This window comes from uncultured Blautia sp., assembly GCF_902497045.1.
Classification (GTDB): domain Bacteria; phylum Bacillota; class Clostridia; order Lachnospirales; family Lachnospiraceae; genus Blautia_A.
In genome coordinates, this window is record NZ_CABVDF010000002.1 from 16,345 (window position 1) to 37,174 (window position 20,830).

Consider the following 20,830-nt stretch of genomic DNA (forward strand, 5'->3'; position numbering starts at 1 on the left):
ATGCAGAGATTTTTTGTAGAACCCTGTCAGATTGATGAACCTGCTCATCGGATCCACATTACAGGAACAGATGTAAATCATATTGTTAATGTTTTGAGGATGAAGCCCGGCGAGGAACTGTGGATCAGCGACGGGGAGAAAAAAGAATATCATTGCAGGATTGAATCAGCTGCGTCTGATGAAGTTTGTCTCCATATCCTTTATGCCCAGGAACCAGATTATGAACTGCCAAATAAGATTTATCTTTTCCAGGGACTGCCTAAGTCAGATAAGATGGAACTGATCATTCAGAAAGCAGTAGAACTGGGAGCTTTTGAGATTATTCCTGTGGAAACGAAAAGATGCGTGGTTCGTTTGGATGGAAAAAAAGCTGCAAAAAAAGTGGAAAGATGGCAGCAGATCGCAGAAAGCGCAGCCAAACAGTCAAAACGTATGCTTGTGCCGTCTGTTCATTCTGTTATGAATTTCAAAGAGGCAATTGCTTATGCTGAAGAGATGGATGTCCGCCTGATTCCTTACGAACTGGCAAAAGGTATGGCAGAGACGAAAGAAATCATAAAGCAGATACAGCCGGGACAGTCCATAGGGATTTTTATCGGACCGGAAGGCGGATTTGAGGAAAGTGAAGTGGATACTGCTGTAAATTCAGGAGCGGTTCCCATTACTTTAGGAAAACGGATTCTTCGTACAGAGACTGCCGGACTTGCAATCCTGTCAGTTCTGATGTTCCAGCTGGAGCAATGATCATAAATCGTTTACAGAGCATGTAAAAATAAAGGGAGTATTGATTGAACATGGAAGTATATTTTGATAATTCTGCAACTACCAGATGCTACGATTCTGTAAAAGATATTGTTATCAGGACTATGACAGAGGATTTTGGAAACCCGTCTGCCATGCATCTGAAAGGAGTAGAAGCTGAAAAATATGTAAAGGATTCCGCAGCCCAGCTGGCACGGATACTGAAAGTACAGGAAAAAGAAATCCTGTTTACGTCAGGAGGAACAGAATCAGATAACCTTGCTCTGATCGGAGGCGCAATGGCAAATAAACGGAGCGGAAACCATATTATTACCACAGCAGTGGAACATCCGGCAGTAAGCCAGCCGGCGCTGTTTCTTCAGGAACAGGGATTTGAAGTTACTTATCTTCCGGTTGACAGCCGCGGTGTTGTAAAGCTGGATGCATTGGAAGCAGTCCTGCGTCCGGATACCATACTGGTGTCGGTTATGTTTGTAAATAATGAAGTAGGCGCAGTGATGCCTGTGGAGGAGATCAGCAGGCGTATCCGGGAAAAAAGCCCGAAAGCACTGTTTCATGTGGATGCGATCCAGGCATTTGGAAAATACAGGATCTATCCGAAAAAAATGGGAATAGATCTTCTTTCTGTCAGCAGCCATAAGATCCATGGTCCGAAAGGTGTGGGTTTCCTTTATATAAGTGAAAAGGCAAAAATCCAGCCGCAGATTCTTGGGGGCGGCCAGCAGAGCGGAATGCGTTCCGGTACAGACAATGTTCCGGGAATTGCCGGATTAGGAGTGGCAGCAGAAGAAATATATCGTAATCTGGATGCGAATGTGGAAAAAATGTATTGCTTAAAAGAGCATATTGCAAAAGGGCTGGCAAAGATCCCGGATATCCGTATGAATGGAATGGATCTAAGAGAAGGGGCGCCTCAGATCTTAAGTATCAGTGTTATGGGGGTACGAAGCGAAGTGCTTCTTCATTCTCTGGAAGAAAGAGGTATTTTTATATCAGCAGGCAGCGCATGCTCCAGCCATAAGCGCAAGCCAAGCAGCACTCTGGCAGCAATGGGAATGCCGAAGGATCAGATAGAGAGTACAGTGCGCCTTAGCTTTTCAGAAGAAAATACTGTGGAAGAGGCTGATTATTTTCTTCAGGTAATGGAAGAAATAGTTCCTATGCTGCGGAGATATTCCAGAAGATAAAAATTTAAAAAGATAAAATTAAGAAGCATAAAGGAGAAAAATTATGATTTTTCATGCATTTCTGATTAAATATGCGGAAATTGCCATCAAAGGAAAGAACCGGTATCTTTTTGAGGATGCCCTGGTAAAACAGATGCGTCTGGCTCTGGAACCTGTAGATGGAGAGTTCCGTGTGATCAAAGAACAGGGAAGAGTATATGTGCTCTGTCCTGAAGAATATGATTTTGATGAGGCGGTAGAAGCGCTTCAGTGTGTATTTGGCATAGTGGGAATCAGTCCGGTTGTAATTTATGAGGATCAGGGACTGGAACAGATGGGAAAAGATGTAGTCAGCTATATGAGAAACCGCTATCCGGAATTTTCCGGGACTTTTAAGGTTTATACCAGAAGAGCAAAAAAATCTTATCCGGTCAATTCCATGGAGGTCAGTGCACATCTGGGAGGTCTGATCCTGGACGAGTTTCCAGAGGCATCTGTAGATGTTCATAATCCTCAGATGACACTTTCTGTAGAAATCAGAGATAAGATCTATGTTTATTCAGAAACCATTCCGGGACCGGGAGGAATGCCTGTGGGAACAAACGGCAAGGCAATGCTTCTTCTTTCCGGTGGAATTGACAGTCCGGTGGCAGGCTATATGATCGCCAAGCGCGGTGTAAAGATCGATGCGGTATATTTTCATGCACCGCCGTATACCAGTGAACGGGCAAAACAGAAAGTAGTGGATCTGGCTAAGCTGGTTGCGCGCTACAGCGGTCCGATCCGTCTTCATGTGGTGAATTTTACAGATATCCAGCTGTATATTTATGACCAGTGTCCTCATGAAGAACTGACCATTATCATGCGGCGTTATATGATGCGTATTGCAGAGCATTTTGCGAAAGAATCAGGCTGTCTTGGTCTGATCACAGGAGAAAGCATCGGACAGGTGGCAAGTCAGACGCTTCAGAGTCTTGCAGCTACCAACGAAGTATGCACACTTCCTGTTTATCGTCCTGTAATCGGATTTGATAAGCAGGAAATTGTAGAGATTTCCAGAAAGATAAATACTTTTGAAACTTCTATCCAGCCTTTTGAAGACTGCTGTACGATTTTTGTGGCAAAACATCCGGTAACAAAACCAAACTTAAATGTGATCCACAGATCCGAGACAAAACTGGAAGAAAAAATCGATCAGCTTATGGAGGAAGCGTTAGCTTCCACAGAAGTGATTGAGATAAAGTGAAATGAAAAAAGCCGCGGCGTAAGATACGCTGCGGCAAAATAAAAAACTTATTCGATCACATAAGCCTGAACAACAGCAAGGATGGAATCCAGAGTGGTTCCCTCTGCATGAATATTCAGATTTATAGGCTTGGACAGATCCAGGCTGAAGATACCCATGATAGATTTTGCATCAATAACGTATCTTCCGGATACCAAATCAAAATCACAGTCAAATTTACTGATTTCATTTACAAATGCTTTTACTTTATCGATAGAGTTCAAAGATATTTTTAATGTTTTCATAATGGTGCCCTCCTTTAATTAGTTGTATTACAGCTTTTATCTTATACGTCTCATGATAAAAAGTCAAGGGAAAAGCTGTTAAATTTCCATGAAGTGGAAAATATGAGACAATGGAATTTGTAATAAAGATTCTGTTCATGTAAACAGAAGAGACAGTACCAGTGATATTTGAAATAATGACTAGTTGACATAGAAAAAGGAATGACATAAATATGAGTAAAAAAGTTGCGCTTCATAATCTGGGATGTAAGGTGAATGCCTATGAAGTAGAGGCAATGCAGCAGCTTCTGGAGCAGGCAGGATATGAGATTGTGCCTTTTCAGGAGGGAGCAGATGTATACCTGATCAATACCTGTACGGTAACTAATATAGCGGACAGAAAATCAAGACAGATGCTCCATAAAGCAAAAAAAATGAACCCGGATGCTATTGTAGTAGCTACCGGATGTTATGCCCAGACGGATACAGAGAAGCTGAAAGAAGATACATCCGTAGATCTGATCCTTGGAAATAATCAGAAAAATCAGATTGTTCAGGCTCTTGAAGAATTTGAAAAAGAACATGAAAGAGCAGCACGGGTGATAGAAATAAATAAAACAAAAGAATATGAGGAGCTTTCTATTGACCATACGGCAGAACATGTACGGGCATATATTAAAGTGCAGGATGGCTGTAATCAGTTTTGTACTTACTGTATCATTCCCTATGCAAGAGGGAGAGTACGCAGCCGTAAGATTACGGAAATTCTGGAAGAAGTAAGGAAGCTTGCAGCAGGCGGATATAAAGAGGTGGTGCTTACCGGTATCCATTTAAGCTCTTATGGTGTAGACTTTAAAGAAGAGGATAAAAAAGAAGATCTTCTTTCTTTGATCAGAGCAGTTCATGAGATAGAGGGCATCAAAAGAATTCGTTTGGGGTCATTGGAGCCTCGTATTATTACAGAAGAATTTATGGAAGGTATTTCAGCACTTCCAAAAGTATGCCCTCATTTTCATCTTTCTCTTCAGAGCGGCTGCAATAAGACTCTGAGGGATATGAACCGCAGATACAGCGCTGAAGAGTATGCGGAAAAATGTGAGCTGATCAGGAAATATTATCAGACCCCTGCGCTGACTACCGATGTGATCGTAGGCTTTCCTCAGGAGACAGAAGAAGATTTCCGGGAATCTTATGAATTTGTAAGGAATATCCATTTTTATGAGACGCATATTTTTAAGTATTCCAGACGTCAGGGTACAAAGGCGGCAGCTATGGCAGGACAGCTGACAGAAGCCGAAAAGGCAAAACGAAGTGAAAAAATGCTGGAATTACATGACCTCCGTGCCCGGGAATATGAAGAAAATATGATTGGCAGAGAGCTGGAGATTCTGATCGAGGAAGAGACGGAGATCGGTGGAAAAGTTTTTTATCTCAGCCACAGCAGAGAGTATGTAAAAGTTGCTGTAGAAAAACAGGAAGGAATTGGCATCAATGATCTTCTGACAGTCAAAATCGCCGATTTTGCCAGGGAACATATTCTTCTTGGGAAACCGACAGAAAACTCACCTTGTATTTTACGGTGAATTATATTAAAATAGAAAAGAAATAATAGTAAGGACGTGAGAAAAAATGGCAGAAAACAATTTAGGAAATACACAGTATTTCAGGACAAAACCGGATCAGGAGCTGGAGGTAAAAGAAGTTTTGGATCTGGTGTACAATGCAATGGACGAAAAAGGATATAATCCGGTCAATCAGATCGTAGGCTATATTATGTCCGGTGATCCAACTTATATTACCAGTCATAAAGGTGCCAGAAGCATGATCATGAAGGTAGAAAGAGATGAACTGGTAGAGGAGCTTTTGAATGAATATATCAGAAATCGCTCCTGGGAACGCTGATATGCGTATATTAGGACTGGATTATGGCTCTAAGACCGTAGGTGTGGCAGTCAGTGACCCTTTGGGGCTGACTGCTCAAAAAGTGGAGACCATATGGAGAAAGCAGGAAAACAAGCTTCGAAAAACACTGGCTCGTATAGAGGAACTGGTGGCGGAGTATGGTGTAGAACAGATTGTTGTGGGACTTCCGAAAAACATGAACAATACCCTTGGAGAAAGGGCAGAAAAATCTCTGGAATTTAAGGAAACATTGGAGAGAAGGACAGGTCTGCCTGTGGTCATGTGGGACGAGCGTTTGACAACAATGGAGGCGAACCGTGTTCTTATGGAAGGCGGAGTACGCCGTGAGGACAGAAAAGAGCATCTGGATTCTCTGGCGGCAGTTTTGATTTTGCAGGGATATCTGGATTCTCTGACAAACAGATAAGGATGGCAGAATGGAAAAAATCAGATTTCAGTCCCCGGATGGGACAACAGAAGAGTTTTATGTAGAAGAACAGACAATGATCGCAGGGAAATCATATCTTCTTGTATCAGATTCCCTGGAAGATGAAGCCTCTGCCTATATTTTAAAAGATACTTCTTCGGATGAAAGCCCGGAAGCATGTTATGAAATGGTGGAAGAGGAAGAAGAACTGCAGGCAGTTTATAAAGTATTTGAGCAAATGCTGGAAGATGTAGATCTGGAAATGTAATTTTTGAAAAAATAAATATAACGACAATATTACCGATGTCTGCCTGCAGCAGACAAAATAAAAAGGAATGCCGATGGTATTCCTGAGTTTTCGTGCACAAATTTGTATAAAGCAGCACATAAGTATGGAGGTGCAATGTTTGAAAAGTGATAATAGTAATATAAAAGAAAAAGATGAAAAACAGAGACGAAGCGGAGGAAACCAGAAATCTTCCGATTACAATACAAAAAAACAGGTAACAAAACAGAAAAATAACAGATACAGATCACAGACAAGACAAGGCGGAAAATATACAGATAAACAGCAGAAACCGATGAATAAGAATGTTGTCAGAAACAATTCTGCCAAAAATCCTGTGAAAAGTCCGTCCAGACAGGGAAGACGAAACCGCAGAACAGGGGAACGCCTGAAAGTGATTCCGTTAGGCGGTCTGGAACAGATTGGAATGAATATTACAGCTTTTGAATATGGAGATAGTATAGTAGTAGTAGACTGCGGACTGTCTTTTCCGGAAGATGATATGCTTGGAATCGACCTTGTGATCCCGGATGTAACATATTTGAAAGACAATATTTCCAAGGTCAAGGGTTTTGTGATCACACATGGACATGAGGATCATATCGGGGCACTGCCTTATGTATTAAAAGAAGTAAATGTACCGATTTATTCCACAAAGCTGACTCTTGGACTGATCACCAACAAATTAAAAGAGCATAATCTGGTACGCTCCACCAAATTAAAAGAGGTGAAGCATGGACAGGTGATCAATCTGGGAGAATTTTCAATTGAATTTATCAAGACAAACCACAGTATACAGGATGCTTCTGCCCTGGCAATTTATTCTCCGGCAGGTATTGTTGTTCATACAGGAGACTTTAAAGTTGACTACACTCCGGTATTCGGAGATGCCATCGATCTGCAGCGCTTTGCGGAAATCGGTAAAAAAGGTGTGCTTGCGCTGATGTGCGACAGTACCAATGCAGAAAGACCAGGGTTTACCATGTCAGAACGTACGGTAGGACGAGTGTTTGATAATCTGTTTAATGAATACCCTTCCAGCAGAATTATCATAGCGACCTTTGCTTCAAATGTAGACCGTGTACAGCAGATCATCAATACGGCATATCGTTTTGGCAGAAAGGTTGCGGTGGAAGGCCGCAGTATGGTCAATGTAATTTCCACAGCATCTGAACTGGGCTATCTTCGGATTCCGGAAAACACACTGATCGAGATCGATCAGGTGAAAAATTATCCGGATGAAAAGGTAGTGCTTATTACCACCGGAAGTCAGGGAGAATCCATGGCTGCATTGTCCAGAATGGCAGCTAATATCCATAAAAAGATCACAATTAAACCAAATGATACCATTATCTTTAGCTCCAATCCGATTCCGGGAAATGAAAAGGCAGTTTCTAAAGTTATCAATGAACTGTATATGAAAGGGGCAAAAGTTATCTTCCAGGACGCACATGTTTCCGGACATGCATGTCAGGAGGAGATAAAACTGATCTATTCTCTGGTACGTCCTAAATATGCAATTCCGGTACATGGAGAATATCGTCATCTGACTGCTCAGAAGCATATTGCAGAGGAACTGGGAATTCCAAAAGAGAATATTTTTATTCTGGCTTCCGGTAATGTTCTTGAACTGGATGAATACAGTGCGCAGGTAACAGGAAGTGTTCAGACAGGCGGAATTCTGGTGGATGGGCTTGGCGTTGGCGATGTAGGAAACATTGTCCTTCGTGACAGACAGCATCTGGCAGAAGATGGAATCATGATTGTTGTAATGACACTGGAACGTCACAGTAATGTGGTACTGGCAGGTCCGGATATTGTATCCAGAGGATTTGTCTATGTAAGAGAATCTGAAGATCTGATGGTTCATGCAAAGGAAGTGGTGGAACAGGCTCTGGAATCCTGTATGGACAGAAATATTACAGACTGGGGCAAGATCAAGCTTGTAGTCAAAGATGCAGTGGGCGATTATCTTTGGAAACGTACCAAGAGAAGACCGATGATATTGCCGATCATTATGGAGGCCTGATAATGGACGGGATTAACAGGAATATCCATATGCTGATCCAGTCTGTAAGAAAAAGCAGTGTTTATAAGGAGTACAGATTTCAGGAGGAAATCCTGAACCAGAATCCGGAGCTGGCGGAACGAGTCCGTCAGTTCCGGGCTGATAATTTCCGTCTTCAAAATGAGGAGGACAGGAGTAATATGTTTCATCTTGCCGAAGTACTTTCCAGAGAATCCGAAGAGCTTCGCCGCATTCCGCAGGTAAACGCATATTTGGATGCAGAACTGGATCTTTGCAGGATGCTGCAGAGGATATGCAGGACATTGACAGAAGGTATTGAGATGGATATTCCGCTGCTGTAAAGCAGGCGGTCAGTAAGGAGGATTACATGGGAGATACAAGAGACCGTGTAGGGAAGGCAGGCGTGTTTGTGGCAGGCGGTGCATTCAGGATCGCCCTGTATGTCTGCATTGTTGTTTTGATCATCTGGATCGGAAGAGTGTCCTATCAGTTTGGACATGACATTTTTGACCAGCAGCCAATGAGTCCGGGCGAAGGACAGGAGATCACTGTGGTCATTAAAGAAGATGATTCTGTGTATGATATTGCAAAAACTTTAGAAAGCAAAGGACTCATAGAAGATGCGAAGGTATTTTGGGTCCAGGAAAAACTGTCTAATTATAAAGGGAAAATGAAACCGGGAACTTATCTGCTCAGTACAGCATATGAACCTGCAAGGCTTATGGCGATCATTTCCGGTGATGCAGAGCAGGAGGTAACAGAACAGTGATCGTAGAGGAGAGAATGAGAACCTATATCAATTCTCTTGATCCGGGAAATACAGAGTTTCTGGAAAATCTGGAAAAAGACGCGCTTTCTTCGGGAGTTCCTATTATCCGCAGAGAGATGCAGAGCTTTATAAAGGTACTTCTGGCTGTAAAAAAGCCAAAGCGTATTTTGGAGGTGGGGACAGCCGTAGGCTTCTCCACACTTCTTATGTGTGAGTACGGTCTGCCGGATCTGGAAATCACTACAATAGAAAATTATGAAAAAAGAATTCCTGTTGCAAAAGAAAATTTTCTCAGAGCAGGAAGGAACGGGCAGATCACGTTGCTGGAAGGTGATGCCGGGCAAATCCTGAAAGAACTGGAAGGGAAATATGATCTTATTTTTATGGATGCAGCGAAAGGGCAGTATATCCATTGGCTGGAGGATGTGATCCGGCTTCTGGCGCCGGAAGGAATTCTTCTTTCAGATAATGTGCTTCAGGAAGGTGAGCTTATTGAATCGCATTATCTGGTAGAGCGGAGAAACAGAACCATCTATAAAAGAATGAGAGAATATCTTTATACACTGAAACATGATAAACGTCTTATGACCAGTATACTTCCATTGGGAGATGGAGCAGCCCTCAGTATTAAAATGCCACTGGATCCGATGCCTATGGATAAGGAGGAAATATGAGAAAAGTAGAATTACTGGTACCTGCCAGCAGTCTGGAGGTTTTGAAGATTGCAGTAATCTTTGGTGCAGATGCGGTATATATTGGAGGAGAAGCTTTTGGACTTCGAGCAAAAGCCAAAAATTTCTCACATGAGGATATGAAAGAGGGAATTGATTTTGCCCATGAGCATGGAGTAAAGGTTTATGTAACAGTCAATATTCTGGCACATAATGAAGACCTTCCGGGAGTACGTGAATATCTTCAGGAATTAAAGGAATTAAAACCGGATGCGCTGATCATTGCAGATCCGGGAATTTTTACCTACGCAAGGGAAATATGTCCGGAGATTGAATGTCACATCAGTACTCAGGCTAACAACACAAACTATGAAACTTACCGTTTCTGGTATCAGCTGGGAGCGAAGCGTGTGGTGACAGCCAGAGAGCTTTCTCTGGATGAGATAAGAGAAATACGTGCGCATATTCCGGAGGATATGGAAATAGAAACTTTTGTCCATGGTGCTATGTGTATTTCTTATTCAGGACGCTGTCTTCTCAGTAATTATCTGGTGGGAAGAGATGCCAACAGAGGTGCATGTACACATCCATGCCGTTGGAAATACTCAATAGTGGAGGAATCCAGACCAGGTGAGTATATGCCTGTTTTTGAAAATGAGAGGGGAACCTACATTTTTAATTCCAAGGATCTTTGTATGATCGAGCATATGGATGATATCCTTACCTGCGGCATTGACAGTCTTAAGATCGAGGGACGTATGAAAACAGCTCTTTATGTAGCTACTGTTGCCAGGACATATAGAAAAGCAATTGATGATTATATGGAATCTCCGGAAAAATACCATGCAAATATGGAATGGTACAAGGAACAGATATCCAACTGTACTTACCGTCAGTTTACAACGGGATTTTTCTATGGAAAGCCAGATGAAAATACGCAGATCTACGATAACAACACATATGTGAAAGAGTATACTTATCTGGGATATGCAGAAGAAATTGATGAAAATGGTCTGGTCCATATTACTCAGAGAAATAAATTTTCGGTAGGGGAGACTATTGAGATCATGAAACCTGACGGGCGGAATCTTACTGCCGTTGTCAGGGCAATCTATGATGAAAACGGAGTTTCTGTGGAGAGCGCGCCCCATCCTCAGCAGAAACTTGCTGTAGATCTGGGCGCAGAGGCAGAAAAATATGATCTGCTGAGAAGAGCAGAAATGTAAAAGAAAAAAGGGATGCTGCCGGATCCGTCGGGAGAAGGCGATATCCCTTTTCCTTATGTCTGCTCCTGAAAAAGCTGACGCAGTTTTTTTAGCGCGTTTTTTTCGATCCTGGATACATAGGATCGGCTGATATGAAGTTTTTGGGCAATGATCTTCTGTGTTTGTTCAGGAATACCGTAGAGACCATAACGCAGACAGATAACCTGATATTCTCTGGGAGTAAGAGCAGAATCCAGAGATGCAAGCAGAAAACGGATATCCTGACGGGCTGCATAGGCATCTACAATATCTACAGGCGGGCTTTCGATAATATCCAGGAGGCTGATTTCATTCCCTTCTTTGTCAGTGCCGATTGGTTCATATAATGAAACTTCCCGGGAATGCTTTTTTCTGGAGCGCAGCATCATAAGAAGCTCATTATCAATACATCGTGCGGCATAGGTGGAAAGTCTGGCAGATTTTGCCTGGTCAAAGGTGGAGACTGCCTTGATCAGTCCGATGGTTCCAATAGAGATCAGATCGTCCAGATCCTCCTCAGGACCCTGATATTTTTTGACCACATGAGCCACAAGACGGAGATTCCGCTCGATCAGAATATTTTTTGCCTCCAAATCTCCCTCCTGGAAGCGTTGAAGGTAGTACTTTTCTTCGGCTGATGTCAGAGGTTTCAGGAAAGTCTTCAAGTCTTCACCTCAAAGGGGATTTCATTATAGTCTATGTCCGGGACAAGAAGTTCGTGCTTTTCCATCAAAAAGAAGCTGGTTCTTGACGGAAATTAGAATGAAATATATACTTGAAGATATAAAAATCGTATAGAGCAGAGAATGATACCTGTATAAAGGAGGTTGCAATATGAAGGTATTGAATTTTGGATCATTGAATCTGGATTATGTGTATCAGGTAGAAAGTATTTTGATCCCAGGGGAAACGCAGGCCTCAAAAGACAGAAAGACATTCTGCGGAGGAAAGGGACTGAATCAGTCGATTGCTCTGGCAAAAGCGGGGATTCCGGTCTATCATGCGGGAATGATTGGAGAAGAAGGCGATATTCTTCTGGAAACATGTCGGGATAATGGTGTAAATACAGAGTTTATCCGCAAGATACAGGGACCCAGCGGACATACAGTGATCCAGGTGGATAAGGATGGACAAAACTGTATACTTCTGTTTGGAGGAGCCAACAGAAGTATCACGAGAGAATTTGTGGATCAGGTACTGGAGAATTTTGAAAAAGAGGATATCATCCTGCTTCAGAATGAGATCAGTGAACTGGATTATGTGATTGACAGAGCATATGAAAAAGGTATGACGATCATCCTGAATCCATCTCCTTATGACAAAGGGCTGGAAAAATGTGACCTTTCAAAGGTGAGTCTGTTTTTGGTAAATGAGATTGAAGGATATCAGATTACAGGTGAAAAAGAACCGGATAAAATCCTTTCCAGGATAAAAGAAATTTATCCTGATGCACGGGTAGTACTGACTCTGGGCGGAGATGGATCTGTTTTTCAGGATCATACAGGAATCTACCGTCAGGGAATCTACAAGGTAAAAGCAGTAGATACTACTGCAGCAGGAGATACCTTTACGGGATATTTTATTTCCTCTCTGATAGACGGGCTTCCGGTGGAAGAAGGATTGAAGCTGGCAGCGAAAGCCTCAGCTATTGCAGTATCAAGACCGGGTGCGACAGCTTCTATTCCTATGAAGGAAGAAGTTTTAAACACCATATTGTAAATAGAAACACTAGATAAAAGGACAAAAAGGTGAACCATATTGAAAAAAAAGATTGAACAAATACTCAGCGGAAAATTCAGATACGAAGAACCGGAGCTCCTTTTTTCTCAGGAGAGACTGGAAATTTCTTTGAAGGCAGGAGATGCTGTCAGAGGAGAGCTTTATTTGGGAACGGAAGATGATGAAAAAATCCAGGGCTACATTACCTCCTCACATCGAAGATTTGTACCTGGAGCCGGAAAATTTTCAGGGACAACTGTATGTATTCCCTATGGCGCAGATGGAAGCGGCATGCTGCCAGGTGATGTCTGCAGTGGCTGGCTGTGTATTACCTCCAGCATAGGGGAGTATAAGATACCGTTTGAAATAAAAGCAGAAAAAGAGAGTTTTCAGGGCGCCGCAGGAGAATTAAACGATATGGAGAATTTTCGGAAGATCGCAAAAAAAGATTTCCGAAAAGCATATCACCTTTTTACCGGCAGTTGCTTTTCTGCAATGATGGGTCAGGCTGAAGAAAAACAAAAAGCTCTTTTTATGGGACTTTCACAGCAGCCCGTTACCTACCAGCATCTGGAAGAATTTTTTATTGCCCTGAAGGAAAAGGAGCCTGTTTCAATTTCTCTGAAAACTGTGAAAAATGAATTTTATGAGCTTACAGAGCCAATGCAGGAATCCTTTGATATCCAAAGGAGCGGATGGGGACATTTAAGGCTTGATATAGAAGCAGTAGGTGATTTTCTGGAGGTAGAACATCATGTAGTGACCCAGGAGGATTTTATTGGAAGCACCTGCCATATTGAATATGTACTTCATGTGGATCGGCTTAAAGAGGGAAACCAGGTCGGACAGATCATAGTAAGCAGTCCGTATCAGAAACTTGTGTATGAGGTGATGGCTTCCCGTGGACCCCGTGTAAGAGTAGACGTACGGGCAGAAGAAAAGCGCCACAGAATTGCATTGATCAAAGATTACCTGGAATATCGGGAAGGCAGGATGGACTTTAATACCTGGATCGGAAGCAGCCATTTTATTTTGAATCAGCTTCATGCATCAGGATGCGATTATCCGGATTATCAGATGTATGAAGCCTATATCGATCATCTGGAAGGCAAAGATGCAGAAGCTGCTGAGATTCTGAAAAAATATGAGAATAAGGAGTTTTCCAGGGAGGAGCTGGAGCTTGCGGGGATTTACCTGTATCTTTGCAGCGCAGTGGGACTGTACAGAGATAAGACTCAGGCAGTATGGAGAATCCAGAATTTTCATATGCAGAAAGCAGATAGTTTTCAGCTTTTGTGGCTTCTGCTCCAGATGGACGGCGGATATAAAAAACTTCCGTCCGAAGCCATTTTTATGATGGAGGAGCAGTTCGAGAGAGGATGTACCAGTCCGCTTTTATATATGGAGGCATGGCAGTGGATCAGCAGAGATATTTCATTGTTCCACAGACTCAGTCCTTTCTGGATCCAGGTGTTTCGGTTTGCAGGAAGACGGAAACTTCTTACAGAAGAACTGGTTATGCGTCTTGCTTATCTTTCAGGTTATGAAAAGAACTTTTCAGGAAGTCTTTATCATGCTCTGGAGGCTGGATACGAACAGTTTCCTTCCGAAGATGTGCTGGAGGCCATCTGTAAATATATCATGAAGGGAAATCCAAGGAAACCTGAGTACTTTCGGTGGTTTTCCCTGGCAGTGCAGCAGGGGCTCAGACTTACCAGACTTTATGAATACTATGTGGAAACAATGGATATCACTTATCAGAGAGAGCTTCCAAAACCACTTTTAATGTATTTTAATTATAATGACAAATCACTTGGGGACAGCAGGCGTGCTTTTGTATATGCAAGCGTGATCACATATAAGGAAAAGGAACCGCTGATTTACGAAGGCTATAAGGAAACAATGGAAAAATTTGCCCGACGCAAGCTGGCGGAAGGTCAGATGGATGAAAATTATGCGGTTCTCTATCAGGAATTTCTGTTTGATCCGCAAAATACGGCAGACGCAGAACTGCTTGCCCGGAACTTGTTTACCTGCCGTCTTTACTGTGATGATAAAAAAATCCGTCAGGTCATTGTCTGCCACAGTCAGATGAAGAAAGAAGAAATTTATCCGTGTGTAAAAGGTGTGGCATACCCAAGGATCTATACGGAAGATGCAGTGATCCTCTTTCAGGATGATAAACAGCGCAGATATGCTTCTACAATCCATTACAACTTGAAAAAACTTAACGATGACGAGGCTGCGGCTTTAAAGGTATTAAAGCTTGGAACAGAGGAACCGGGAGTACTGCTCCATCACTGTGAAAAAACGGGAATGAATGAAGAGACCCTGGGATATTTTTGTAAAATCACAGACTCTCCGGCTTATTCAGATCAATATAAAGAGAAAATAAGAAAACAGCTGCTTGATTATTATGCGGAAAATGTTCAGGGAGATGAGCTGGATCATTATCTGCAGAAAATGGATTATAGAAAATATATAGCAGTTGACCGTCCAAAACTTCTGAAAGTGCTGATCGGCCGCAGAATGTTCCGCCAGGCAATGGCGCTTGTGGAAGAATACGGATATGAAGGTTTGGATTTGGGGTGCCTGCTGAAGCTTACCAGCCGTATGATACTGAAGGCTGATATGACAGAAGATGATGAACTTCTGGCTCTTGCTTCGGAAGTTTACCGGCAGGGCAAGTATGATGAAGTGATCCTTCATTATCTGATGTTATATCGGTTTGGACCGATAGATGAGCTGCTCTCCATATGGAAAAGTGCAAAAGGCTTTGAAATGGATACCTATGATCTGGAGGAGCGGATTCTCTCACTTTTGATATTTTCTTCTGATTATCGGAAAGAGGGGGAGGCTGTTCTGGAATCCTATGTAAAGCAGTCCGGCAAAGAACGAATCATAGGTGCATACCTGACACAGGTAGCCTATGGAATTTTTGTCAAGGAATATCCAATGACACGTTTTATACGGGAACGTCTGGAATATGCATGGGAAAACAGATGGCCGTTAAATAGAATCTGCAGGCTGGCTCTTTTTATGGAACTGTCAAAAGAAAAGGAACTCAGTGAAAAATACCGGGAAATGATTCAGATATTTTTGGAAGACTGTGCCAAAAATCATATGGAATTCGGATTTTTCCGAAGATTACCGCCGGAAATCCTCAGTCCATGGCAGCTGGATGACAAAACATTTGTAGAATGCCATGGCCATCCGGATGCAAAGGTTACTTTGTATTATGCTCTGGATGCCGGTCTGGGAAAAGTACGGGAATATAAAAGTGAGCCTGTCCGTAATATTTATCAGGGTATTTTTGTTAAGACGTTTACCCTGTTTTATGGAGAGACCCTGCATTATTATTTCCGTATTGAAAGAAATGGAGAGGTAAAAGAAACTGCAGAACATACAGTAACTATGAAAAAAGTAGAAGGAACGCCGGGAAGTAAATATCAGCTTTTGAACAGGATTCTTTCTGCAAGACGCCTGGATAAGACAAAAGAGGTTAATGACGGGGTAAAACAGTATCTTTGCCAGGAGCAGTATGTAAAAGAAATGTTTACCATAGAAAAGGAACAGGAAGAATGAACGAGACACGGGATTTGATTATTGGAATTGACCTTGGAAAAAAATATTCGCAGATCTGTTATTATGACCGGAAGGCGGAGGAATCCCGTTCTCTTCCGGTAAAAGTGGGAAGCAGCCTTTACGAAACACCTACATGCCTGTGCAGACGGGCAGACCAGGGAGATTACTGTATTGGACTGGAAGCAGAATATTTTGCCAGAGAGAAAGGCGGATTTTTAGTAGAAGACCTATATCACATCTCCATGAGCAAAGAAAAAATCCAGATTGCCGGAGAACAGAAAGAGCCCTGGGAGCTTCTGGGGTATTTTTTGAAAGGAATGCTGCAGTTTCTGGGTGTTTCCGAGGTAGAAAAAAATATAAAATATCTGACAGTCACTATGGAGACGATGGATTCGATCCAGGTGAAAAATCTTCAGAAGGCTGCAGAATTTCTGGGGATCGAAGAGGAAAAATTCAGTCTTCTGGATTATGAAGAAAGTTTTTACTATTATGTTCTGACTCAGAAAATAGAAACCTGGAACCGCAGTGTGGGATGGTACAGTTTTAAAAAAGACAGGGTGCTGTTCCGTAAACTGGCAATGAGCTCAGGAACAAAACCGGTGTTTGTAAGGCTGGTGAATCCGGTAGAAGCCTCGCTGAGAGAACTGCCGGAGGAGAGGGACGAAGATTTTTATAAGTTTATAAAGGAAACATTGGGAACAGAGCTTTATTCCAGCATTCAGATGAATGGTGAAGGATTTGACCAGGAATGGGCGCTAAAATCAGTAAAACTTCTTTGCTATCAGAAAAGAAAAGTATTTTATGGGAATAACCTTTTTGCAGCAGGCGCGTGCGGAGCCGGTGCAGAAAAATGTATTCACAGAAGACTGAAAGGATATCGGTATCTGGGAAGTTCTCTGGTGGTAAAAGATGTAGGAATGGAAATGCGTGTAATGGGAGCTCCGGTTTACTATCCTCTTTTGGAAGCCGGCACAAACTGGTATGAATGCAAAGCTTCCTGCGAACTGATCCTGGACAATACGGAAGAACTGGTCTTCGTGGTGGGAACTATGGGAGAAACAGAAAAAAAACGAATGGGCATGCTGCTTCCGGGCATTCCAAAACGTCCAAATAAAACAACACGTATATCTTTGAAGCTTCAGTATATATCAAGAAAAGAATGCCAGATCACGGTAAAAGATCTGGGATTTGGCGAGATGTTCCCGTCAAGCGGAAAAGTTTGGGAAGAGATTGTACAGTGGTAAGGAGGAAGACTTTTGAGCGGATATATTTTATGCCAGACGAAAAAAGCAGATTCGCCGTATTTTATCGAAAATATCAGTACGAATATCTACACTCTGGAGGAACTGTGCTATTATCTGTATCACAATCTCTATCTGATAGATGAAACGATCATTAATAAGGAGCTTTGTGACTGGATCCAGAATGAACTGAATCTTGGACGTCTTGCGGCTAAGCTGAGGACAGTTATTGGGAAATTCAGCAGTGCAGAAGATATCCTTTATCCTGTGTTTAAGGAAATTAATTATCTGACATATGAAGAATTGAAAGTTTTGAATGGAAGAATCCAGAGACTGGATCGGGAATCCCTTCCTGTACGGGAAAAACAAAAAGGAGATGCCCTGATGGAAAACGGTATGTATGTACATGCCATACAGGTGTATCAGAAGCTTCTGGAAAGGGATGATCTGAATACTTTCAGAGATGGACTGGAGGAAAGTATCTGTCATAATCTGGGATGTGCATACAGTTATCTTTTTCAGATGGAAAAGGCATTGGAATATTTTGAGAAGGCATATGAAGCAGGGCATGAAAGGAAGCGTCTGAAAACATATCTTCTGGCTGTATATAACATACGCAGCAGGGATATATATATAAATACAGCGGCTCAGATGGGCGCAGATAAGGAGCTTTTGGAGGAAATAGAAGAGGACCTTGTAAAACTGGATTCACAGCCCCCTTCTATGACAGACGAGAAAACTTCAGACCTTCTTCTGGAAAAGCTTACAGAAAAATATCACAGAGCTACAGGTTCGTGAAAAATCAACAAAATAGTAGACGAATCCGCTGTAATCTGGTAAACTAAAGTTATATTTGGGGAAAGTCGAAAGCCCTTCCCCGTGAAAGATTAGGAGGAATTTATCATGTTAGTAAACGCGTCAGAAATGCTGAAAAAAGCGAAAGCAGGTCATTATGCAGTAGGACAGTTTAATATCAACAACCTTGAGTGGACAAAGGCTATTCTGCTGACAGCACAGGAGAACAATTCTCCGGTCATCCTTGGTGTTTCCGAAGGTGCAGGAAAATACATGGCTGGATACAAGACCGTTGTAGGTATGGTAAAAGGAATGATCGAGGAGCTGAATATCACAGTTCCTGTTGCCCTTCATCTGGATCACGGCAGCTATGAAGGATGCCTGAAATGCGTAGAAGCAGGATTTACTTCTATCATGTTTGACGGTTCTCATTATCCGATTGAAGAGAACGTAGAAAAAACAAAAGAACTGGTTAAAATCGTAGCAGACCATGGAATGTCTCTGGAGGCAGAGGTTGGTTCTATCGGCGGTGAAGAAGACGGCGTTGTAGGTATGGGTGAATGTGCAGATCCTAAGGAATGCAAGATGATCGCAGATCTTGGCATTGATTTCCTTGCAGCAGGAATCGGTAATATTCACGGAAAATATCCGGAAAACTGGGCTGGATTAAGCTTTGAGACTCTGGATGCTATCCAGCAGCTTACCGGAGATATGCCTCTGGTACTTCATGGAGGTACAGGTATTCCGGCTGACATGATCAAGAAAGCAATTGACCTTGGTGTTTCCAAGATCAATGTAAACACAGAGTGCCAGCTTTCCTTTGCAGAAGCTACACGTCAGTATATCGAAGCAGGAAAAGACCAGCAGGGCAAGGGTTATGACCCACGTAAACTTCTGGCTCCTGGATTCGAGGCAATCAAGGCTACTGTAAAAGAAAAAATGGAACTTTTCGGATCTATTGACAAAGCCTGAGATCAACAGAGCAGAGCGTAATTTTATTGAAGATCAATGACGGAACACCGGGAATGCTGTGCGCAGCGTTCCCGGTGTTTTTGACAGAAGAGATTTCTGTATAAAAATATACCGCAGAAGGGGAGACTTGCATGGAAAACCTGTTCGTGGTAAGATGGCTTTATGAAAAAAAAGAATGATATTATTTTAATGGATTTTACAGGAACATATAAGGAACAGCAGTTTTATGAGAAGGAAAGCGTTTCCTGGGTAAATGTGCAGGAGCTTTCCGGCTGTAACTGTTATTGTGACAATGAGGCACAGGAAACACTGGAGAATCTTATCAGAGAGTATCCGGCAAGGGGAATACACTTTTTGGATTCCGGAAACTATCATTATGTAAGCCTGCTGTGGCTGAAAAAGATTCAGGAGCCTTTTTGTCTTCTTTTATTTGACAATCATACAGACATGCAGCCTCCGGCTTTTGGAGGACTGTTATCCTGTGGAGGATGGGCGGCTGAGGCTCTTAACACGCTTCCTTTTCTCCGTGAACTGATCCTGGCAGGACCGGATCAGGAATCTTTTGACCAGACGGAAGCTGTTTCAGGCAAGCAGATCCGCTTTCTTTCAAGAGAACGTCTCAGAACAGAAAAAAAAGAGACTCTGCTTCACTTTTTCCAAAATCTGCCGGATGGACTGCCTGTCTATATTTCTGTAGACAAGGATGTGCTGTGTCCGGAGGATGCTTCTACAGACTGGAGTCAGGGAGATATGAAGCTGGTGGATCTGGAGGAATATCTGGGGGAGGTTTTGGGCAGAAGAAGAATTCTGGGAATAGATGTGTGCGGAGAATGCGCTTCTTCAGGAAATCTATGGCTGAATGATCTGGGAAATAAAAAACTGCTTACAATATGGAAAGACTGGAGGGATTCCCATGAAAAATGAACTTCTTAGGATCGGGCCGTTTACCTTATATGGCTATGGGCTTATGATCGCCATAGGAGTACTGGCCGGATGGGGAACTGCGGAATACCGGGCACGAAAACTCAAAGCAGATGCGGAACATGTGTTTTTTCTTTTGCTGTGGTGTCTTCTGGGAGGATTTCTGGGAGCAAAAATTCTGTTCTGGATCACAGAATGGAAGGAGATAGTATCAGACCCGGCATTTATCTTATGGACAATGTCAGATGGATTTGTTGTTTATGGAGGTATTCTGGGAGGGATTTTTGCCGGCTGGCTGTACTGTCATATAAAGAAAATCTGTTTTCTGGAATATTTTGACCTTATGATGCCTTCGGTAGCTCTGGCCCAGGGATTTGGGCGTATTGGCTGTTTTCTGGCCGGCTGCTGTTACGGAAAAGAAACAGAGGGATGGCTTTCTGTTACATTTCATAATTCGGATTTTGCACCAAATGACATAGCGCTTGTGCCTACACAGATCTATTCAAGCATTCTTGATTTCGTACATTTTGCTGTGCTTCTTTATATTGCCCGACATAAAAAATCAGATGGGCAGGTAGCTGCATTCTATATGATATTTTATAGCATTGGACGATTTTGCCTTGAATTTTTCAGAGGAGATCTGATACGGGGAAGTGTGGGGATTTTATCTACTTCTCAGTTTATCAGTATTTTTATTTTTGCAGCCGGAATTCTGCTTCTTATAAGTGTTTCCGGAAAAAGAAAATAATAAAGTAAGAAAGACCAGACTGTACGTTTTTCGTATGGATCTGGTTTTTTATATGGAAAATACGGACAGTGCAGATAGAAGACT

The 20,830-nt window shown here is 42.4% G+C and carries 21 protein-coding genes; 19 read left to right on the forward strand and 2 right to left on the reverse strand.

Annotation, left to right across the window (positions count from 1 at the left end; genetic code table 11):
• From RDS42_RS00450 to thiI, 3 genes are read left to right on the forward strand one after another with little or no spacing between them, the layout of a single operon-like run.
• Positions 1–744, forward strand: coding sequence for a 16S rRNA (uracil(1498)-N(3))-methyltransferase (locus tag RDS42_RS00450; RefSeq protein ID WP_308781866.1), 744 nt, complete (start codon positions 1–3; stop codon positions 742–744).
• Between the two features lie 50 nt (positions 745–794).
• Positions 795–1,949, forward strand: coding sequence for a cysteine desulfurase family protein (locus tag RDS42_RS00455; RefSeq protein ID WP_308781867.1), 1,155 nt, complete (start codon positions 795–797; stop codon positions 1,947–1,949).
• A gap of 43 nt (positions 1,950–1,992) precedes the next feature.
• Positions 1,993–3,174 carry a tRNA uracil 4-sulfurtransferase ThiI gene (thiI, locus tag RDS42_RS00460; RefSeq protein ID WP_308781868.1) on the forward strand — a complete coding sequence of 394 codons (1,182 nt, stop codon included), beginning with the start codon at positions 1,993–1,995 and terminating at the stop codon, positions 3,172–3,174.
• 47 nt (positions 3,175–3,221) lie between these two features.
• On the opposite strand, the gene RDS42_RS00465 is transcribed toward thiI, so the two are convergent.
• Complete coding sequence (locus RDS42_RS00465) at positions 3,222–3,458, reverse strand: HPr family phosphocarrier protein (RefSeq protein ID WP_308781869.1); 237 nt, start codon at positions 3,456–3,458, stop codon at positions 3,222–3,224.
• Positions 3,459–3,670: 212 nt separating this feature from the next.
• Between RDS42_RS00465 and mtaB the strand changes: the two genes are divergently transcribed.
• From mtaB to RDS42_RS00510, 9 genes are all read left to right on the forward strand, one after another.
• A complete protein-coding gene (gene mtaB, locus RDS42_RS00470) occupies positions 3,671–5,020 on the forward strand; it encodes a tRNA (N(6)-L-threonylcarbamoyladenosine(37)-C(2))-methylthiotransferase MtaB (RefSeq protein WP_308781870.1) in 1,350 nt (449 codons plus the stop codon).
• A gap of 46 nt (positions 5,021–5,066) precedes the next feature.
• On the forward strand, positions 5,067–5,339 hold the full coding sequence (locus tag RDS42_RS00475) for an IreB family regulatory phosphoprotein (protein ID WP_308781871.1): 273 nt from the start codon (positions 5,067–5,069) through the stop codon (positions 5,337–5,339).
• Position 5,340: 1 nt separating this feature from the next.
• Positions 5,341–5,766, forward strand: a complete 426-nt coding sequence (ruvX, locus tag RDS42_RS00480; RefSeq protein ID WP_308781897.1) for a Holliday junction resolvase RuvX — start codon at positions 5,341–5,343, stop codon at positions 5,764–5,766.
• A gap of 10 nt (positions 5,767–5,776) precedes the next feature.
• A complete protein-coding gene (locus RDS42_RS00485; RefSeq protein WP_308781872.1) occupies positions 5,777–6,034 on the forward strand; it encodes a DUF1292 domain-containing protein in 258 nt (85 codons plus the stop codon).
• Between the two features lie 313 nt (positions 6,035–6,347).
• The gene (locus tag RDS42_RS00490; RefSeq protein WP_308781898.1) at positions 6,348–8,081 is read left to right on the forward strand and encodes a ribonuclease J; all 1,734 of its coding nucleotides are present in this window, start codon (positions 6,348–6,350) and stop codon (positions 8,079–8,081) included.
• A gap of 2 nt (positions 8,082–8,083) precedes the next feature.
• Entirely contained in the window at positions 8,084–8,422 is a 339-nt protein-coding gene (locus RDS42_RS00495; RefSeq protein ID WP_308781873.1) for a YlbF family regulator, read from the forward strand.
• Between the two features lie 26 nt (positions 8,423–8,448).
• Complete coding sequence (locus RDS42_RS00500; RefSeq protein ID WP_308781874.1) at positions 8,449–8,850, forward strand: endolytic transglycosylase MltG; 402 nt, start codon at positions 8,449–8,451, stop codon at positions 8,848–8,850.
• A complete protein-coding gene (locus tag RDS42_RS00505; RefSeq protein WP_308781875.1) occupies positions 8,847–9,524 on the forward strand; it encodes an O-methyltransferase in 678 nt (225 codons plus the stop codon). Before RDS42_RS00500 ends, RDS42_RS00505 begins: the two co-directional genes overlap by 4 nt.
• On the forward strand, positions 9,521–10,747 hold the full coding sequence (locus RDS42_RS00510) for a U32 family peptidase (protein WP_308781876.1): 1,227 nt from the start codon (positions 9,521–9,523) through the stop codon (positions 10,745–10,747). Before RDS42_RS00505 ends, RDS42_RS00510 begins: the two co-directional genes overlap by 4 nt.
• A gap of 53 nt (positions 10,748–10,800) precedes the next feature.
• On the opposite strand, the gene sigK is transcribed toward RDS42_RS00510, so the two are convergent.
• On the reverse strand, positions 10,801–11,430 hold the full coding sequence (gene sigK / locus RDS42_RS00515; protein ID WP_308781877.1) for an RNA polymerase sporulation sigma factor SigK: 630 nt from the start codon (positions 11,428–11,430) through the stop codon (positions 10,801–10,803).
• A 169-nt stretch (positions 11,431–11,599) separates the two neighbouring features.
• Here sigK and RDS42_RS00520 point away from each other — a divergent pair, with 169 nt between their 5' ends.
• The 7 genes from RDS42_RS00520 (at position 11,600) to RDS42_RS00550 (ending at position 20,746) form a co-directional block, all read left to right on the forward strand.
• Entirely contained in the window at positions 11,600–12,484 is an 885-nt protein-coding gene (locus RDS42_RS00520; RefSeq protein WP_308781878.1) for a ribokinase, read from the forward strand.
• Between the two features lie 39 nt (positions 12,485–12,523).
• A complete protein-coding gene (locus RDS42_RS00525; protein ID WP_308781879.1) occupies positions 12,524–16,069 on the forward strand; it encodes a DUF5717 family protein in 3,546 nt (1,181 codons plus the stop codon).
• Positions 16,066–17,313, forward strand: coding sequence for a DUF5716 family protein (locus tag RDS42_RS00530; protein WP_308781880.1), 1,248 nt, complete (start codon positions 16,066–16,068; stop codon positions 17,311–17,313). The genes RDS42_RS00525 and RDS42_RS00530 overlap by 4 nt, the downstream gene beginning before the upstream one ends.
• Before the next feature lie 12 nt (positions 17,314–17,325).
• Entirely contained in the window at positions 17,326–18,108 is a 783-nt protein-coding gene (locus tag RDS42_RS00535; RefSeq protein WP_308781881.1) for a tetratricopeptide repeat protein, read from the forward strand.
• 105 nt (positions 18,109–18,213) lie between these two features.
• Positions 18,214–19,077 (forward strand): class II fructose-1,6-bisphosphate aldolase, encoded by an 864-nt coding sequence (gene fba, locus RDS42_RS00540; RefSeq protein WP_308781882.1) that lies wholly within the window; start codon positions 18,214–18,216, stop codon positions 19,075–19,077.
• Positions 19,078–19,239: 162 nt separating this feature from the next.
• Complete coding sequence (locus RDS42_RS00545) at positions 19,240–20,001, forward strand: arginase family protein (protein ID WP_308781883.1); 762 nt, start codon at positions 19,240–19,242, stop codon at positions 19,999–20,001.
• Positions 19,991–20,746, forward strand: a complete 756-nt coding sequence (locus RDS42_RS00550; RefSeq protein ID WP_308781884.1) for a prolipoprotein diacylglyceryl transferase — start codon at positions 19,991–19,993, stop codon at positions 20,744–20,746. Before RDS42_RS00545 ends, RDS42_RS00550 begins: the two co-directional genes overlap by 11 nt.
• Positions 20,747–20,830 lie beyond the last annotated feature (84 nt).

Excerpts from the sequence above, each read along its gene's own strand:
- RDS42_RS00450 (WP_308781866.1), top strand. The coding sequence starts at position 1 with ATGCAGAGATTTTTTGTAGAACCCTGTCAGATTGATGAACCTGCTCAT.
- RDS42_RS00455 (WP_308781867.1), top strand. The coding sequence starts at position 795 with ATGGAAGTATATTTTGATAATTCTGCAACTACCAGATGCTACGATTCT.
- thiI (WP_308781868.1), top strand. The coding sequence starts at position 1,993 with ATGATTTTTCATGCATTTCTGATTAAATATGCGGAAATTGCCATCAAA.
- RDS42_RS00465 (WP_308781869.1), bottom strand. The coding sequence starts at position 3,458 with ATGAAAACATTAAAAATATCTTTGAACTCTATCGATAAAGTAAAAGCA.
- mtaB (WP_308781870.1), top strand. The coding sequence starts at position 3,671 with ATGAGTAAAAAAGTTGCGCTTCATAATCTGGGATGTAAGGTGAATGCC.
- RDS42_RS00475 (WP_308781871.1), top strand. The coding sequence starts at position 5,067 with ATGGCAGAAAACAATTTAGGAAATACACAGTATTTCAGGACAAAACCG.
- ruvX (WP_308781897.1), top strand. The coding sequence starts at position 5,341 with ATGCGTATATTAGGACTGGATTATGGCTCTAAGACCGTAGGTGTGGCA.
- RDS42_RS00485 (WP_308781872.1), top strand. The coding sequence starts at position 5,777 with ATGGAAAAAATCAGATTTCAGTCCCCGGATGGGACAACAGAAGAGTTT.
- RDS42_RS00490 (WP_308781898.1), top strand. The coding sequence starts at position 6,348 with ATGAATAAGAATGTTGTCAGAAACAATTCTGCCAAAAATCCTGTGAAA.
- RDS42_RS00495 (WP_308781873.1), top strand. The coding sequence starts at position 8,084 with ATGGACGGGATTAACAGGAATATCCATATGCTGATCCAGTCTGTAAGA.
- RDS42_RS00500 (WP_308781874.1), top strand. The coding sequence starts at position 8,449 with ATGGGAGATACAAGAGACCGTGTAGGGAAGGCAGGCGTGTTTGTGGCA.
- RDS42_RS00510 (WP_308781876.1), top strand. The coding sequence starts at position 9,521 with ATGAGAAAAGTAGAATTACTGGTACCTGCCAGCAGTCTGGAGGTTTTG.
- RDS42_RS00520 (WP_308781878.1), top strand. The coding sequence starts at position 11,600 with ATGAAGGTATTGAATTTTGGATCATTGAATCTGGATTATGTGTATCAG.
- RDS42_RS00530 (WP_308781880.1), top strand. The coding sequence starts at position 16,066 with ATGAACGAGACACGGGATTTGATTATTGGAATTGACCTTGGAAAAAAA.
- fba (WP_308781882.1), top strand. The coding sequence starts at position 18,214 with ATGTTAGTAAACGCGTCAGAAATGCTGAAAAAAGCGAAAGCAGGTCAT.
- RDS42_RS00545 (WP_308781883.1), top strand. The coding sequence starts at position 19,240 with ATGAAAAAAAAGAATGATATTATTTTAATGGATTTTACAGGAACATAT.
- RDS42_RS00550 (WP_308781884.1), top strand. The coding sequence starts at position 19,991 with ATGAAAAATGAACTTCTTAGGATCGGGCCGTTTACCTTATATGGCTAT.